At 38.7% G+C, this 14,791-nt stretch carries 17 protein-coding genes; 12 read left to right on the forward strand and 5 right to left on the reverse strand.

Annotation, left to right across the window (positions count from 1 at the left end):
• Positions 1 to 35: 35 nt before the first annotated feature.
• The 4 genes from trxB to grdA are packed head-to-tail and all read left to right on the forward strand — an operon-like array spanning position 36 to position 3,256.
• The gene (gene trxB / locus HNQ41_RS09435; RefSeq protein WP_184664172.1) at positions 36 to 989 is read left to right on the forward strand and encodes a thioredoxin-disulfide reductase; all 954 of its coding nucleotides are present in this window, start codon (positions 36 to 38) and stop codon (positions 987 to 989) included.
• Between the two features lie 3 nt (positions 990 to 992).
• On the forward strand, positions 993 to 2,465 hold the full coding sequence (grdC, locus tag HNQ41_RS09440; RefSeq protein WP_184664173.1) for a glycine/sarcosine/betaine reductase complex component C subunit beta: 1,473 nt from the start codon (positions 993 to 995) through the stop codon (positions 2,463 to 2,465).
• Entirely contained in the window at positions 2,452 to 2,769 is a 318-nt protein-coding gene (locus HNQ41_RS09445) for a thioredoxin family protein (RefSeq protein WP_184664174.1), read from the forward strand. The genes grdC and HNQ41_RS09445 overlap by 14 nt, the downstream gene beginning before the upstream one ends.
• A gap of 34 nt (positions 2,770 to 2,803) precedes the next feature.
• Positions 2,804 to 3,256 (forward strand): glycine/sarcosine/betaine reductase complex selenoprotein A, encoded by a 453-nt coding sequence (grdA, locus tag HNQ41_RS09450; RefSeq protein ID WP_184664175.1) that lies wholly within the window; start codon positions 2,804 to 2,806, stop codon positions 3,254 to 3,256.
• Between the two features lie 96 nt (positions 3,257 to 3,352).
• Here grdA and HNQ41_RS09455 read toward each other — a convergent pair whose 3' ends face one another.
• Together HNQ41_RS09455 and HNQ41_RS09460 are read right to left on the reverse strand one after the other, a co-directional pair.
• Complete coding sequence (locus HNQ41_RS09455) at positions 3,353 to 3,649, reverse strand: 2Fe-2S iron-sulfur cluster-binding protein (RefSeq protein WP_184664176.1); 297 nt, start codon at positions 3,647 to 3,649, stop codon at positions 3,353 to 3,355.
• Between the two features lies 1 nt (position 3,650).
• Positions 3,651 to 5,327: an L-aspartate oxidase gene (locus HNQ41_RS09460; RefSeq protein ID WP_184664177.1), complete on the reverse strand. Its 1,677-nt coding sequence runs from the start codon at positions 5,325 to 5,327 to the stop codon at positions 3,651 to 3,653.
• Positions 5,328 to 5,527: 200 nt separating this feature from the next.
• Here HNQ41_RS09460 and HNQ41_RS09465 point away from each other — a divergent pair, with 200 nt between their 5' ends.
• Both HNQ41_RS09465 and HNQ41_RS09470 read left to right on the forward strand, forming a co-directional pair.
• Positions 5,528 to 6,304, forward strand: coding sequence for a maleate cis-trans isomerase family protein (locus HNQ41_RS09465; protein WP_184664178.1), 777 nt, complete (start codon positions 5,528 to 5,530; stop codon positions 6,302 to 6,304).
• On the forward strand, positions 6,288 to 7,016 hold the full coding sequence (locus tag HNQ41_RS09470) for an aspartate/glutamate racemase family protein (RefSeq protein ID WP_246421593.1): 729 nt from the start codon (positions 6,288 to 6,290) through the stop codon (positions 7,014 to 7,016). The genes HNQ41_RS09465 and HNQ41_RS09470 overlap by 17 nt, the downstream gene beginning before the upstream one ends.
• Positions 7,017 to 7,145: 129 nt before the next feature.
• Here the strand turns inward: HNQ41_RS09470 and HNQ41_RS09475 are convergent, their stop codons facing one another.
• On the reverse strand, positions 7,146 to 7,331 hold the full coding sequence (locus HNQ41_RS09475; protein WP_184664180.1) for a YfhD family protein: 186 nt from the start codon (positions 7,329 to 7,331) through the stop codon (positions 7,146 to 7,148).
• 179 nt (positions 7,332 to 7,510) lie between these two features.
• Between HNQ41_RS09475 and HNQ41_RS09480 the strand changes: the two genes are divergently transcribed.
• A complete protein-coding gene (locus HNQ41_RS09480; protein WP_184664181.1) occupies positions 7,511 to 8,797 on the forward strand; it encodes a glycosyl hydrolase family 18 protein in 1,287 nt (428 codons plus the stop codon).
• A gap of 281 nt (positions 8,798 to 9,078) precedes the next feature.
• Positions 9,079 to 9,939, forward strand: coding sequence for a CvfB family protein (locus tag HNQ41_RS09485; RefSeq protein WP_184664182.1), 861 nt, complete (start codon positions 9,079 to 9,081; stop codon positions 9,937 to 9,939).
• A 47-nt stretch (positions 9,940 to 9,986) separates the two neighbouring features.
• On the opposite strand, the gene HNQ41_RS09490 is transcribed toward HNQ41_RS09485, so the two are convergent.
• Positions 9,987 to 10,355, reverse strand: a complete 369-nt coding sequence (locus HNQ41_RS09490; RefSeq protein WP_184664183.1) for a hypothetical protein — start codon at positions 10,353 to 10,355, stop codon at positions 9,987 to 9,989.
• Positions 10,356 to 10,487: 132 nt separating this feature from the next.
• Entirely contained in the window at positions 10,488 to 10,799 is a 312-nt protein-coding gene (locus HNQ41_RS09495) for a hypothetical protein (protein ID WP_184664184.1), read from the reverse strand.
• 259 nt (positions 10,800 to 11,058) lie between these two features.
• Here HNQ41_RS09495 and HNQ41_RS09500 point away from each other — a divergent pair, with 259 nt between their 5' ends.
• The 4 genes from HNQ41_RS09500 (at position 11,059) to HNQ41_RS09515 (ending at position 14,655) form a co-directional block, all read left to right on the forward strand.
• Entirely contained in the window at positions 11,059 to 11,991 is a 933-nt protein-coding gene (locus HNQ41_RS09500; protein ID WP_184664196.1) for an NAD(P)H-dependent flavin oxidoreductase, read from the forward strand.
• A 236-nt stretch (positions 11,992 to 12,227) separates the two neighbouring features.
• Positions 12,228 to 12,770: a ribonuclease H-like YkuK family protein gene (locus HNQ41_RS09505; RefSeq protein WP_184664185.1), complete on the forward strand. Its 543-nt coding sequence runs from the start codon at positions 12,228 to 12,230 to the stop codon at positions 12,768 to 12,770.
• A gap of 380 nt (positions 12,771 to 13,150) precedes the next feature.
• Positions 13,151 to 13,765 carry an RraA family protein gene (locus HNQ41_RS09510; protein ID WP_184664186.1) on the forward strand — a complete coding sequence of 205 codons (615 nt, stop codon included), beginning with the start codon at positions 13,151 to 13,153 and terminating at the stop codon, positions 13,763 to 13,765.
• Positions 13,766 to 14,109: 344 nt separating this feature from the next.
• On the forward strand, positions 14,110 to 14,655 hold the full coding sequence (locus tag HNQ41_RS09515; protein ID WP_246421578.1) for a DUF420 domain-containing protein: 546 nt from the start codon (positions 14,110 to 14,112) through the stop codon (positions 14,653 to 14,655).
• Positions 14,656 to 14,791 lie beyond the last annotated feature (136 nt).

A 14,791-nucleotide genomic window follows, 5' to 3' on the forward strand; every position in this document is an offset into this window, starting at 1 on the left:
AGTCTTTTTAAAACCCGAGAAGGGGGGAGGAGGTTGTGAGTAAAGAATGGGGAAAAGTCTATGATGTGTTGATCGCTGGTGCTGGTCCAGCGGGAATGACCGCTTCTGTCTATACCTCACGAGCAAATATGACGACATTAATGGTTGAAAAAGAGCTACCTGGTGGCCAAATGGCTAAAACTGAGGATATTGAAAATTATCCTGGATACGATCATATTCTTGGACCTGACCTTTCGCAGAAAATGTTTGATCACGCGAAAAAGTTTGGAACAGATTATGTTCGCGGAGATATTAAAAAAATTGAAGATGGATTTCCGTATAAATCAGTCACAATTAACGATCAGGTTTATCATGCAAAATCAGTGATCGTAACAACAGGTGCAAAACATCGAATGCTTGGTGTACCTGGGGAAAAAGCGTTATCTGGAGCGGGTGTTTCTTACTGTGCAGTTTGTGACGGCGCATTTTTTCAAGACCTTGAACTTGTCGTTGTAGGGGGAGGAGATTCAGCAGTAGAAGAGGCCCTCTACTTGACGAGATTTGCTCGTAAAGTGACGATCGTTCACCGGCGAGATCAATTACGAGCGCAGAAAATATTACAAGAAAAAGCATTTAATCACGAAAAAATAGATTTTATTTGGAACCATACCGTAGAAGAGATTCAAGGCGATGGGATGGTTTCAAGTGTGCTTATCAAAAATACGAAAACGGGTGAAACAAGTACTTTCCCATGTCACGGTGTATTCATTTACATTGGCATGGATCCCTTAACAGAATGTGTTGAAAACTTAGGTATCACAAATAAAAACAAGTATATCGAAACCGATGAAGAAATGCAGACAAAGTTAGAAGGCATCTTTGCAGCAGGAGATGTACGCGAGAAATCATTACGGCAAATTATTACTGCAACAGGAGACGGAAGTATTGCTGCCCAGTCTGCACAGCATTACGTCGAAAATTTAAATGAACAAATAAAGAAAGGAGGTTAGAGTATGACAACACCTGTAGTTAAAGGGGCTTCGTTTGTCATTACCCATACACCAAGTTTAGTACGTTACGGTTCAAAACCGACACGCGAGATTAACAAAAACAAAGAGAACATTGAGCACATTCAAAAAGGGTTAAGAAGTTTTCATGATGCAGTTGCTTACCTTCCAAATCAAGTGTTTATCGGTAATGAAAGGCCTGATTCGCTAAAAACTTACGAACGCCCATGGACGAACACGCATCTTTCAAATGCTAACCGATTTAGTCAATCTGGTGAAATTACACCAGAAGTCGAGTTTTATGGTTGGCTGAAAATCGCTGATGAATTTCAACTCATATCTTTAGATGAAAACTTTTTAACCAATGATGTCAAACCGATGTTAGCTCAACATCCTCTCATTAAAGAAAGTGATTTAGCGTCGCTAGGGGACGGTGTAGCTCATTCTCAAATCAAGGAAAAGCTTGAAAATTCATCAGCACTCCCTTTATATGTTCAAGAAGATGGAACAGAAAAGTTAATCGGGCTCGTTGAAGATGGTCATGATGAAGATCACGTACTATCAGCACACACAATGCTCGAAAATTTAAGTAACAAAGCATCTGGTATTATCGCTATGCGACATGCCCTTCAATCATTCAAGGTTTGTCCTGAAGATGTTGGTTATGTACTTGGTTGTGATGAAGAAGCGGTTGGTGATCGGTACCAACGAGGGGGAGGAAATATGGCCAAGGCGATCGCTTCCCATACAGATTGCACCAATGCTTCAGGTTCAGATATTAAATCTTTTTGTTGTGCGCCTGCTCATGCAGTTGCCATCGCATCAAGTTTTGTGAAGTCAGGTTTTTCTAAAGAGGTTTTAATTGTAGGGGGAGGAAGTTTAGCAAAATTAGGAATGAAGTTTGCGGGGAATTTAGCAAAAGATATGCCGATTATCGAAGATCAAATGGGAGCAATCGCAATATTAGTTGGTCAAGATGATGGTGAAAGTCCTAAGATTAGGACGGATGCGTTTGGAAAGCATGATATTTCTGCCGGTTCATCTACTCAAGCGATTTATCAAGCGCTCGTGAGTCAGCCGCTACAACAACTGAATAAAAAAATTACTGATATCGATAAATATGCCGTTGAGATGCACAATCCAGATGTAACTGAACCAAATGGTAATGGCAATGTACCGAAAGGAAATTATCGAATTATCGGAGCTATGGCAGCTTTAAAAGGAGAAATTGATAAAAAAGACGTCCCCTTTTTTGAAGACAAATACGGAATGCTAGGGTTTTCACCAACACAAGGTCATATCGCTTCAGCTATTCCGTTTCTTGGTCATGCAAGAGATATGATTATGAATGGTGAAATAAATAATGCCATGTTTATAGGTAAAGGCAGCCTATTTCTAGGAAAAATGACGACACTGTCAGATGGGATGTCATTTCTAATTGAGAAAAATGAAGGGGGTCATGACGATGATGGAAGTTAATAAAGAAAACTTTGATCAAGAAGTGTTGAATTCAAATAGGCCTGTTGTCGTCGATGTTTGGGGGCCTAACTGTCAACCATGTCTGAACCTTTTTCCTGATGTCGAGGAGTTAGCAAAGGATTATGAAAATGCTGTCAAAGTTGTCAAGTTAAATAGTGCAGAAAATCGCCGTTTATGTATTGATTTACGTGTAATGGGGTTACCTGCTTTTCTGTTATTTAAAGACGGAACTGAAGTAAAAAGGATCTCAGGAAATGAGTTGACAAAAGAAGATGTAGAAAACTTGATAAAAGAAGGTATGTAAAGGTTGAACAAATCTTTGAAAGGGGTGTTGATTCATGTTAGCTGGTAAAAAAGTATTTATTCTTGGGGAAAGAGATGGTGTACCCGCTCCTGCTATTGAGGAATGTTTGAAAAATTTAGATACACAAATCATATATAAAGATACTGCTTGTTTTGTTTGAACTGCAGCAGGAGCGATGGACCAGGTGGTCCAAGGAGAAATAAAAAAAGCAGTAGAGGCGTATGGTACTGAAAATGTTGTGGTCATTTTAGGATCGCCAGACCCTGAAAGTGCAGAAATCTTTGCGGAAACAGTTACCGTTGGTGATCCAACTTACGCAGGTCCCTTAGCAGGTGTTTCATTAGGTGTTCCTGTGTATCATATTTTAGAAGATCAAATCAAAAGCGAAGTAAAAGAAGAGGTTTATGAAGAACAAATCGGACTTATGGAGTTATCTCTTGATAAAGATGGTATTTCTGATGCGATGAAAAATGCGCGTGGTTATTAGTACACGTTCGTGTGAAAATCAAAGCTGCCTTAATGAGTAGCATCTCATCGTAGGCAGCTTTTCACTTGTTTTTAGCGTCATAGAATCTTTAATTTCTCACATTTTTTTCACTAAGTCTTTCACAGTTTCTCCTTTTGGCAGAGGCGCTAAATGAAGGATGCCATCATCAGGAGACGCCATTTTGAGGCAGCTAAGTCCGGGCTTTCCATTAATCATCATCATACATGTCGTACATAAACCAGTGCGACAAGAAAAACGGTAAGCAATGCTAGGATCATGCTTTTGGTAAATGCGTTCTAAAACATCTAAGACCGTCATTCCTGGCTGATATTCAACCTCAAACACTTCTTGTTGATCACCCGACCGTTGAATGTTTACAAGTAGTTTTTTCATTTTAAACTCCTTTTACAGGCTTCTTAGAAAGTTTCATGTTTTCATTTTCCACCTGAATGCACGTATGATAAGTGTCTATCTCTTGTTCAGGGTAATCTACATGATAATGAGCACCGCGACTCTCCGTTCTCATTTGCGCAGATCTCACAATCGCTAATGATGTTTGAAGCATGTGGCTCGCTTCTATAAAATCGAGGATATCCCTTGAATAAGCATCAGGATTTGCGACCCGCGTTTCGAACAATTGTTCTTGTATCTCTTTTAAGTCTTGTTGTGCTTTACAAAGTCCATCCTTGGTTCTAATGACGCCAACGTAATTTCCTAATACACTTTGAATCTTCTCTTTTATGACGTAAGGTCGTCTTTTTATAGATTTACTTGAATGAGGTTGATGAATGTAAGTTAAGAGGCGCTTTGCCCAACCCAATTCATAATCAGCAAAAGATTGGTGGTCGACGGGCGTTTCTTCCTCTAGGATACGTGCTGCTTCAATCCCTGCTCTTGCACCAAACACGAGACATTCTGACAAGGCGTTATTACCAAGGCGGTTCGCACCATGTAGACCACCAGAAGTTTCACCTGCGATGAATAAACGGGGAATAGATGAGGAGGCATTTGAATTGATCTTAACCCCACCCATCATAAAATGCGCAGCAGGACCTACTTCGGCATGTTGTTTTGATAGGTCGATCCCTCTGTCTTTACATAAATCATATTCATGAGGGAATTGACGTTTCACATTTTCAATGACTTCGGAAGCATCAAGCCATACCCCACCATGGTCAGTTTCTCTGCCAGCAGCAACTTCCTTTCCAATGGCGATTGAGAGTTGATCTCTTGTTGTGTTTTCTAAATAATCAGGTTGATAACGTTTCATAAATCTCTCGCCATCACGGTTGTAAAGTTTAGAGAAGTGATAAAAGCTAATACATAATCCGGCAATTGATTGAGGTGCGATCATACTAACAGGGTAGAATTGAATCTGCTCCATATCAATAAGCTGAGCACCCGCTTGTAAACTTAAAGAAAAACCATCTCCTGTTGATTGAACAGGGTTGCTAGTGATCGGATACAACTGACCGATTCCACCTGTTGCAAGGATCACAGCCTGACTTTGAATCAAGTAAGGTTCATTTGTTCGTTGATCTAATACGACCGCTCCTATGATGCGACCTGCTGATTTTACTAGTTGTAAGGTGATGACGTCACTCCACATGTCAATGTGATTCATTGCGTTTGCTTTTCTTATCAATGTTTGTAAAATCCCGAGTCCTGCTTTACCTTTACGTGCACTGACAGATCTAGAGAAAGAGTGGCCTGATGTTTCATAAACAGCAACTTCTTGTTCTTCATTTTTATCAAGTTTAAGTCCCCAATCGGTGATCTCTTTTAACCTTTGTCTAATGTCATCAGCGATTGATTTTGTAAGCGAAGGATCACTCAGACCACGACCGCTTTTTTCAATGTCTTGTAAAAACGCTTCTTCATGATCATCTTGGTGAGACCAAGACCCTAAACTAGCAATCTGAACAGCTCCTACTGTTGATCCACTTTTACCAACAGCACCTTTATCAATCACCAGAATGTTTTCATGGGTATATTGAGCTGCATATACGCTTGCTGAAAGCCCCGCAGCCCCTGAACCTATCACCAAAATGCCAGTTTTTATCGTTTTCATACATCAAACACAACACTTTCTTTTGGGTTTAGAGGCGATGGTTACTAAGCGATACACTTATGTTGACAGCAATTCTTGGAAAAGTAAAATTTCTCATCAACATTTGTGCACATTTTATGTCATCTAGTTATGAAAATTAATCTTTTTTAATAAAATCTATGTAAATGGCTATGATTCATTTATAGAAATGGGGGCTGAAAATGGATCGAAATGCTGACCCGGTGAAAGTCGGATTTTTATATCCCGGCTATGCTGCAGAAGATGACTATCCACGACTCGGTCAAATGGTAGATCAACCTGTAGACGTTAAACTTGTTCATACAACATTTGATGAGGATGCGCACACGGTTGAGGCGCTATCAGAAATGGGGAGTACACCACGCATCATCGAAGGAACAAAACAATTACCTGGTGAAGGCGTTCATTCAGTGCTTTGGACATCAACGAGTGCTAGTTTTGTCCTTGGTTTGGAAGGGATAAAAAAGCAAATCACGACCCTCGAGAATCAATTAAATGTTCCAGCATCAACAACAGCGCTCGCATTTATACGTGCAGCTAGAGCGATCGGAGCCGAACGTGTCGCAATCGCAGCTACGTACCCGAAAGATGTTGCGATGTTGTTCAGGAGGTTTTTAGAACAATTTGATATTGAGGTCATTCAATATGCGAGTAGAGGAATTATTACTGCAGCCGAAGTTGGAACTTTGAATAAACAAGAAGTCCTACAGTGGGCCGTTGACAACGATTGTAAGGATGCTGATGCATTATTCATCCCTGATACAGCCTTACACTCAGCAGCTTGGATTGAAGACATTGAAACCAACATTCAAAAACCTGTGTTAACGGCTAACCAAGTCAGTTTTTGGGAAGCATTAAGGTTGGCCGATGGATTAAAGCCACAAGATGGACTTGGCACGTTGTTTAAAAAAGAGGTACCTAACTTGGGAGGACGTTTAGGTGATGTTGAAAGCGAATAAAGGGCAGGTCAGTTATGGAGAGTCGGTCGGTATTTTACTATTAGAAACGTTTACGCCTTTTATTCCTGGTGATGTCGGAAACGCGACAACTTATCAATTCCCTGTAAGGTTTCAACGGATCGAAGGCTTTACTTTCGATAAATTATTACAAAAAGATCCAAAAATGATCGATCCGATTTTAGAGGCAGGACATCAACTCGTAAAAGAAGGAGTCAAAGCCATTACAGGCGATTGTGGGTACTTAGCTATGTATCAGGATCAGATTGCTGATGAACTTAACGTCCCCGTATTTATGTCTAGCCTCTTACAACTTCCATTTATGTCTTCAATGCTTCGTAAAAATGAAAAGATCGGTATTGTTTGCAGCCACGCTGATTATTTCGAAGAGGATTTGCTAAAAAATTTAGGAATTAAACCGTCTGTTTCTCTTTGTATCGAAGGGATGGAAGATCAAGTACACTTCAGTCAAGCGGCCCATGAAGAGAAAGGGCAATTAGATCCTAAACAGATTGAAAATGAAGTCGTTTCAGTAGTACAGAAAATGGTTAAAGAAAACCCGGAAGTAAAAATGATTTTATTAGAGTGTAGTAGCCTCCCACCATATGCCGGATCGATTCAAGATGCTGTAGGATTACCTGTATTTGATTACATTACGATGATCAACTATGTTCATTCAACACTTGTGCGTAAACCGTATATTGGGTTTATGTAAGTAGAATGTTTCATTAATAAATGGCATGTAATGCCCAGGTAGAAACAAATGTTCGTTTCTGTACTGGGCATATTTTATGAGACATTTTGGACGGCGTAGACAGGTAATACTTTCTAATGAACAGTTCTTTTAATCATCCTTTTCCTTCATCGCCTCCGTTGGGGAAAATCCCGGTTTAGATTTAAGATCATATTGTTTATCTAATTCTTTAGCTAATTCTAGATCTTGATCATCTGTGACAATATCTTTTCTTGGTGTTTGCGGAAGGTCTTGTTTATTTCGGTCGCGTGTTTTTTGCTTTCTTGCTCGTCCCATCATATCAGCTCCTTTCGTGATTATTTTTTACGGTGAAAAAATCAATATGTTAGTGAATTATTGGTGATAGAAATTGTGACACAGAAATTGGGCTTACCATATATCGTGTTATTGGTCATTCATCTATTGTCCATTGAATACGTTGCTAGAGGAAATTAAATAATGGGGAGGGCGAGAACGTGCAAATTCATGTTGTTTCTCCTGGTGAGTCATTATGGGGGATTGCACAAAACTACAATATATCTCATGAAACGATTGCTGAAGCAAACCAATTACCAAATCCCGATCAACTTGTAAACGGTCAAGCGCTTGTGATTCCGATTGAAGGACGCTTTCACTGGCTACAACCAGGGGAGAGTGTACAAACAATCAGTGACAGGTATCAAACACCTCCAGAACATATCATCCCATTAAACCGAACCCCTTATCGACACCATATGCCATTTGGTTCAAAACTGTATGTCCCCGATCAACATCGTCAAAAACCAGCAGTAGATGTTGGAGCTTATGTTGATTTGCAAATTACCGCTGAAGATTCTCCTCAAGTTGTTCAAGAAGTCGCGCAATTTCTAACGTACATTCAAATTTTCAGCTATGAATTAAATGAAGATGGTACACTCAATCCAATAGAAGATGAACCGGTTATTAATACAGCAAACGATCATAATGTTGTTCCTTTAATGGTCATTACGAATATTGAAGAAGGTGGATTTAGCACAGAATTGGCAACAACGGTCTTACAAAATGAAGATTTGCAAAACCGGATGTTAGATGAGGCCATTTCGATTATGGACCAAAAAGGGTATAAAGGATTGGATTTTGATTTAGAATACCTCGGTGCCGAAAATCGTGAGCAGTATAATCAATTAATGAGAAAAGCAAGACAGAGACTCGATGAAAAAGGATATTATCTCTCAAGCGCGTTAGCTCCACAAACAGAGCCAGGAATGGAAGGGGTTCTTTACGAAGGACATGACTTTGCAGCACACGGAGAGATTGCGGACTTTATCTTTATCATGACTTATGAATGGGGATGGACTGGTGGACCACCTAGGGCTGTAGCTCCGTTAAATGAAGTGAGACGTGTGATTGAATACGCAGCTTCAGAGATGCCAAATGATAAAATCATGATGGGCATTCCTCTTTACGGGTATGACTGGACGCTTCCATTTGTAGAAGGAGAAACACAAGCGAAAGCAATCGATCATCAAGAAGCGATTGAATTAGCTGCACAATATCAAGCAGAGATACAATATGATGAAGAAGCACAGTCGCCACATTTTAATTATTACGATAATGAAGGAAATGAACACAAAGTTTGGTTTGAGGATGCTAGAAGTATTCAAGCAAAATTTGATCTCGTTAAAGAACTAGACCTTCGTGGATTTTATTATTGGGTATTAGGATGGGAATTTCCCCAAAACTGGCTTCTTTTGAAAGATAATTTTGAAGTCAACAAACGATAATGAAAGCCACTTTAACACGTAACATGTGTTTCGTTGATTACAGCGGAATGCATGTTTTATTTTTTCTATTATTTCCCTGGTAAGCGCATATTCCGACAAAAAGACAGAATATTCATGATTTAAACAAACGTTTAAATGTTTGCAGTAAATTACTGTAAACGAACAATTTTGATGAGTTCATTCGTGTTAACTTTTTCATTCATTAGAGGAATAAGGTATAATGAACAACGAAAAATTAACAAATAGAATGATGTAATTTACTGAAGAAAGTAGGATGAATCATGAGTTATTTAAAAGCAGGCTATATTGAAAATCTAACTGTCGCACGTAAAATCGAAACAGGCTATGTATTAACAGACGGAAAACAGGAAGTGCTCTTACATATGAACGAGGCGAGTAAGGAACTTGCTGATCAAGAAGCGGTTGATGTTTTTCTTTACCAAGATAAGAAAGGACAGCTCGTCGCAACAATGGCGTTGCCAGAGCTGGAAATTGGGACATATGATTGGGTGAAAGTTGTTGATAAGGTAAAAAATCTAGGTGTCTTCGTGGATATTGGTATTCAAAAACATATCCTTGTATCAAAAGACGAATTACCTTTATTAGAGAAGGTTTGGCCTGATCAAGGTGATGAACTTTTCGTGACGCTTACATTAGATAAAAAAGGACGTTTATTAGCTAAGCCGGTGACAGAAGATATTGTTGTAGATGAAAGTGATAAAGCTCCTGATACGCTAAAGAATGAAACCATTGGTGGACAAGTTTACCGTACGACGAAAATAGGTACATTTATATTAACAGAAGAAGGGTATCGTGGGTTTATTCATCAATCAGAGCGCAAAGAAGAACCTCGTTTAGGTCAGTGGGTAGAAGGTCGCGTTATTGAAGTGAAAGAAAATGGTACCTTAAATGTTTCCCTTCGTCCATTAAAACAAGAAGGAATGAAAGAAGACGCAGAGGCCATCCTTGAATATTTAGAAGAGCACCAAGGAGAAATGCCTTTCAGTGATAAAAGTGACCCTGACTCGATTCGAGATACCTTCAAACTAAGTAAAGCAGCTTTTAAACGAGCGTTAGGAAAACTCATGAAAGAAGGGAAAATTGAACAGCGCGGAGGGAAGACGTTTTTAAAAAGTAAATAACCTAGCAACAAAAGGTAAAGGTGTCCCTCTTTCTAATGGGACACCTTTTAAGTATACCTTTCAGGATGATAATTACGCTTATCTTCTTCTTCAAGTGTTTGGATTAAACCTAAACTTTCTAAACCTTCTTTCGTCGTTTCCGTACCATATTGATAAATCAAATCAAAGATCCCTTTGATATTATGCTGAAATTCGTGTCCATCTTCCATAGCATTTCCTTCATCGAAATGTCGATACATAACATTAGATACTTGATCTAATTGGAAATCGGTACGCTCGAGGGCTTTTTTTATTTGTTGAATTTCGTCTTCAGTCGCTTCAACTTCATATTGAACCAATTGTGAATCATCGCGCACATTTGTGATTTCCATTTCTGCAGGGTTCAAAGTAATAAAATACCTCTTTTTTTGATCCATCGAATCACTCCATTGAAATGATGTGCTTAACATTCCACATCGGCCTTCAACATATCCTTTTTAACTAAAAAAGCCACGCCAACAATCATTGAGACGTTAGCAGTGGCATAAATTTTATTCGGGCTTACTGATTTAAAACATTCTAGTCTGTTGGGGGAATGGAGGATTTACCTGTTGACCATATTGTTGTTGCCTGAGTGGCGGATAAGCGGGGTAACCCCATGGTTGCTGTGCTGGTTGAACAGGTGGATACATTGGTTGTTGTGCTTGGACAGGTAGGGAACCTACTTGTTGTTGGGGAGGTTGTTGCATCGGTGGCTGTACACCGGGCTGTTGCTGCATAGCTTGCTGTTGAGGTGGACCAGGAATCCACCAAGGTCGTTGTCCACTCATGAGCCCGCCTACGATCGCAGGGGCAATCATACTACCAAATGAAGAAAACATATCTGACCTCTCCTTTATATTTCCCATAAATTCACTTTAGTAATGCAATCTGTCGTCTTTAATATGAAATTTCGGGAGTGGATTCTTGTTATATTATGTAGAAATTCATTTGTATGTGTTCATTTTCAAAATGATTATGACAGTTGTCACATTTTTATTTTGAGACCACGTGATATAATGAGGTATTAGTTGGGATTGAATTGTTGAACAATAATGAGGGGGACTTTCATTGACTATTTCAAAATTACAAATCGCTCACATGAAACCTAGCGTACCTATTATTCAAGGCGGAATGGGCGTAAGAGTATCACTTAGTGGTCTAGCTTCAGCTGTTGCTAATACAGGGGGAATTGGAACGATTTCTGGCACTGGGATTTCAATTGAAGAAATGAAAAAGCAAATCCGAAAAGCGAGGGAGTTAACAAAAGGCGTAGGGTATATCGGGGTAAATGTTTTATATGCAATGACTGATTTCTCAGATAAAATTAAAGCGGCTATGGAAGAAAAAGTTGATTTTATTATTTCTGGAGCAGGCATCTCTAGAGATATGTACACTTGGGGAAAACAATACGGTGTTCCTGTTATTTCTATTGTCTCATCTGCAAAGCTCGCAAAACTTTCACAAAAGCTCGGCGCATCAGCGATTGTCGTTGAAGGGGCAGAAGCAGGTGGTCACTTAGGAACAGACCGACCATTGCTTGATATTTTACCAGAAGTCACAGAAGCGGTAGATATTCCCGTCATAGCTGCAGGAGGAATTCTCACAGGCGATGATATGACAAAAGCGATGAATTTGGGCGCAGATGGTGTACAAATCGGGAGCCGTTTTGTCGCGAGTGAAGAATGTGATGCAGACCCTGCATTTAAACAAAAATATATTGACAGCGAGAAAGATGATACAGTACTCGTTAACACAACGGTCGGTTTACCAGGAAGGGCAATACGTAACCAATTTACAGATAAAATTATTGCAAATGAAAAGGTGAAAATTGAAAAGTGTACTTTGTGTCTTAAAGATTGTTCCCATCAATTTTGTACTTTGGATTCATTAGAAAAAACCGTTGATGGTGATATCGATAATGGCATTGTATTTGCAGGTTCAAGAGTACATGAAATTAAAGAAATACTTCCAGTAAAACAAATCATTGATTGCATCATTAATCAATACACTGAACGTACTGTGGTTGGCTAAGTGCTAAAGGGAAAGAGGGGTTGTCATTTTGGCAATGCCTCTTTATTGTTTTTAAATGAGGAAGCGGTTTTTATGTGAGATGCGTGATTTTCTTACGTTTATTTTTCTTAAAATTGTTTTGAAACATGCTGCCTAAATCAACATAACAAGTGTTCTTTTTCATGTTTGTTACATATAATACAGAAAAATCATAATAATAAAATTAACCCAATAAACCCTCACATGAGGTGAGCTGAATGATAGAGGTTAATCCTGAAAAAATGGTTTTTCAAAACCTTTCAAACAGACGAATGAATTTTGAGCAGGTCTTCGAAGAAATCGTACAATTTATGAAACAAGAACCAACGGCAGATTATCGACTGATGTTAGGATCAGATTCACAAGTGTTTAGAAATAAGACTGTATTTGTTACCGGGATCGTCATTCAAAGACGTGGTAAAGGTGCCTGGGCCTGTATACACAAATTTATTGAACCACGAGCATTTTTAAGTTTAAAAGAAAAAATCTCAACAGAAACGTTGTTAACGGAACAAATTGCTTATTTATTTACTGAAGAAAAGAAAAGTCAATTGATTGATATCATTCTTCCGTATATTTATCATGGCGCTTCATTTACTATGGAAGGTCATATTGATATCGGGAGCGAAAAACAGAATCGCACACGTTTTCTCGTATGGGAGATGATGAGCAGAATTCAATCGACAGGATTGGAAGCAAAAATAAAGCCAGAATCCTTGGTCGCTTCAGGTTATGCGAATAGGTATACGAAAAGTGTGTGACCCCTCCAATTAATGGCTACGCAATTTGAAGGAGACTTCTAGCGAAAATCACGTTGATATTAGACGCACGAAAAAAGTAGTTATGTTTTACTCAATCGTAAGGGTGAAACATAACTATTTTTTTGATCAGAAATGAAAGGAATTATTCATGTGTGTATTGAATTAGTAAAAGGTGGAAAGCGGTTTACTAACCAGTTTAATGCTAAGGTCAGTCGAGGGTGTTTGATCAAATGAAAGTAGGAAGGAGCGGGTATATCAGTTAGTACCGTGTTAGATTTTTTTAGTTCTTGAGGTTTTGAAGAGGCGTTGAAAAGACAAAAAGGGCTTAAATTAACAGAATCATTAGAAGTTTCAAAAATGTAACGAGAGGATGAATATTTATGGCAATCGTAAAAAAGTTTGAGGAAGTTCCAACAACAGCTGTATCAGATGCTTTGAAAGGATTAAATAATCTCGATCAAACAATTAAACCGGTAAAAGATGACTTAACTGTTGCTGGACGAGCTACAACAGTTAAGCTGAGAGCAGCTGACAACAAGTTGGTTTTAAAAGCGATCGCAGAAGCAAACCCAGAAGATGTTCTTGTTATTGATGCAAAGGGATATATGCAAAATGCATCATGTGGAGACTTTGTTATCGGTTTAGCAGAAACATTAGGGTTAAAAGGTGTCGTTATCGATGGCGCTGTTCGCGATATTCAAGGTATTAGAGATATGAATTATCCTGTGTTTTGCAAAGGTACGACAACAGCAGCCAGCGATAAACATGGAACTGGAGAAGTAAATGGTGTTATTTCTTGCGGTGATACGGCGATTAATCCTGGAGATATTATTGTTGGTGATGCAGACGGGGTTGTCGTTGTGCCACAAGAAGACGAAGAAACGATCTTAGAAAAGTCGCTCGAGAAATTAGAAAAAGACGAGGAAAGAGAAGAAAAGATTCTTGGAAACCCTGAGGAAGCTCGTAAGTTCATTATGGACCAATTATCAAAATAACCCGTAAGAACAGCGCTTGCTATAAAGAGAAGATAGGGATTAGGGTAGTCCCATTTAATTTGTTAGTTTTGTAGACTTTTGTGTCTGTGCAAGTGTAATCATCCTTAAAACAAACATGTTACCTTTATTTTAGCTGGTGAAATACCAGCTTTTTTTTTATGGGGGATGGAAAGGTATCCCCAGTTCAGTCATTGAACAGCCAATAACGCCTTCGATCATCAGTCTTTTTTAGTTATTATAATAGAAGTATAGTTGTCATCTAATATTATATGCAAATTAATCACATATTGTCGTTTTTTATTGTATAATCGTTTTAGAAAATAACTTTTGAAGGGGACATTTTTATGAGCGTTATGCAAGAAGAAAATGTAACGAAGAGAAATTATAAACCACTCATTATTGCTGTTACGATCATTGTTAATGGTTTAGTCGTATTATTAGCTGGTCTGCCAGGTGTAGAAGGATTTGACGCATTCGATGTACATATCCTTCCTATGTTTAATGCAATATTTAATTCATTCACATTTTTGTTTTTATTAGCTGCATTGATCGCTATTGTAAAAAGAAAAGTAGATTTGCATAAAAAGTTTATTTACGCAGCTTTTATTACAACGAGTATGTTTTTAGTTACGTATGTAGCCCATCACTTTTTAGCTGAATCAACACCATATGGAGGAACGGGTGTTCTCGCTTATATTTATTATTTCATTTTGATCACACATATTATATTAGCGGCTGTTATTGTTCCGTTAGCTTTAACATCTGTTGCTAGAGCATGGAACATGGAGAACGAAAGACACCGTAAAATTGCGCGCTGGACGATGCCGATATGGTTATATGTAAGTTTGACAGGGGTATTAGTTTACTTGATGATTTCTCCATACTATTAAAACTAGACCGGTTGACTATTAATTAGTCACCGGTTTTTTTAGGTGTGCCCGGCATGTCTGACAGCTAGGTGGTGAAAGTCCACTACAGGCTTGGCAGTGGGAACTGTTAGTGAATGGCAAGGGTGTCCACCGTGAG

It is taken from the genome of Texcoconibacillus texcoconensis (assembly GCF_014202575.1).
Lineage (GTDB): Bacteria > Bacillota > Bacilli > Bacillales > Salisediminibacteriaceae > Texcoconibacillus > Texcoconibacillus texcoconensis.

Bases quoted from the DNA above. Each gene is read 5' to 3' on its own strand.
- HNQ41_RS09445 (WP_184664174.1), top strand. From the start codon at position 2,452: ATGATGGAAGTTAATAAAGAAAACTTTGATCAAGAAGTGTTGAATTCA.
- HNQ41_RS09455 (WP_184664176.1), bottom strand. From the start codon at position 3,649: ATGAAAAAACTACTTGTAAACATTCAACGGTCGGGTGATCAACAAGAA.
- HNQ41_RS09465 (WP_184664178.1), top strand. From the start codon at position 5,528: ATGGATCGAAATGCTGACCCGGTGAAAGTCGGATTTTTATATCCCGGC.
- HNQ41_RS09490 (WP_184664183.1), bottom strand. From the start codon at position 10,355: ATGGATCAAAAAAAGAGGTATTTTATTACTTTGAACCCTGCAGAAATG.
- HNQ41_RS09495 (WP_184664184.1), bottom strand. From the start codon at position 10,799: ATGTTTTCTTCATTTGGTAGTATGATTGCCCCTGCGATCGTAGGCGGG.
- HNQ41_RS09510 (WP_184664186.1), top strand. From the start codon at position 13,151: ATGGCAATCGTAAAAAAGTTTGAGGAAGTTCCAACAACAGCTGTATCA.
- HNQ41_RS09505 (WP_184664185.1), top strand. From the start codon at position 12,228: ATGATAGAGGTTAATCCTGAAAAAATGGTTTTTCAAAACCTTTCAAAC.
- grdC (WP_184664173.1), top strand. From the start codon at position 993: ATGACAACACCTGTAGTTAAAGGGGCTTCGTTTGTCATTACCCATACA.
- HNQ41_RS09500 (WP_184664196.1), top strand. From the start codon at position 11,059: ATGAAACCTAGCGTACCTATTATTCAAGGCGGAATGGGCGTAAGAGTA.
- HNQ41_RS09475 (WP_184664180.1), bottom strand. From the start codon at position 7,331: ATGGGACGAGCAAGAAAGCAAAAAACACGCGACCGAAATAAACAAGAC.
- HNQ41_RS09485 (WP_184664182.1), top strand. From the start codon at position 9,079: ATGAGTTATTTAAAAGCAGGCTATATTGAAAATCTAACTGTCGCACGT.
- HNQ41_RS09470 (WP_246421593.1), top strand. From the start codon at position 6,288: ATGTTGAAAGCGAATAAAGGGCAGGTCAGTTATGGAGAGTCGGTCGGT.
- HNQ41_RS09515 (WP_246421578.1), top strand. From the start codon at position 14,110: ATGAGCGTTATGCAAGAAGAAAATGTAACGAAGAGAAATTATAAACCA.
- HNQ41_RS09460 (WP_184664177.1), bottom strand. From the start codon at position 5,327: ATGAAAACGATAAAAACTGGCATTTTGGTGATAGGTTCAGGGGCTGCG.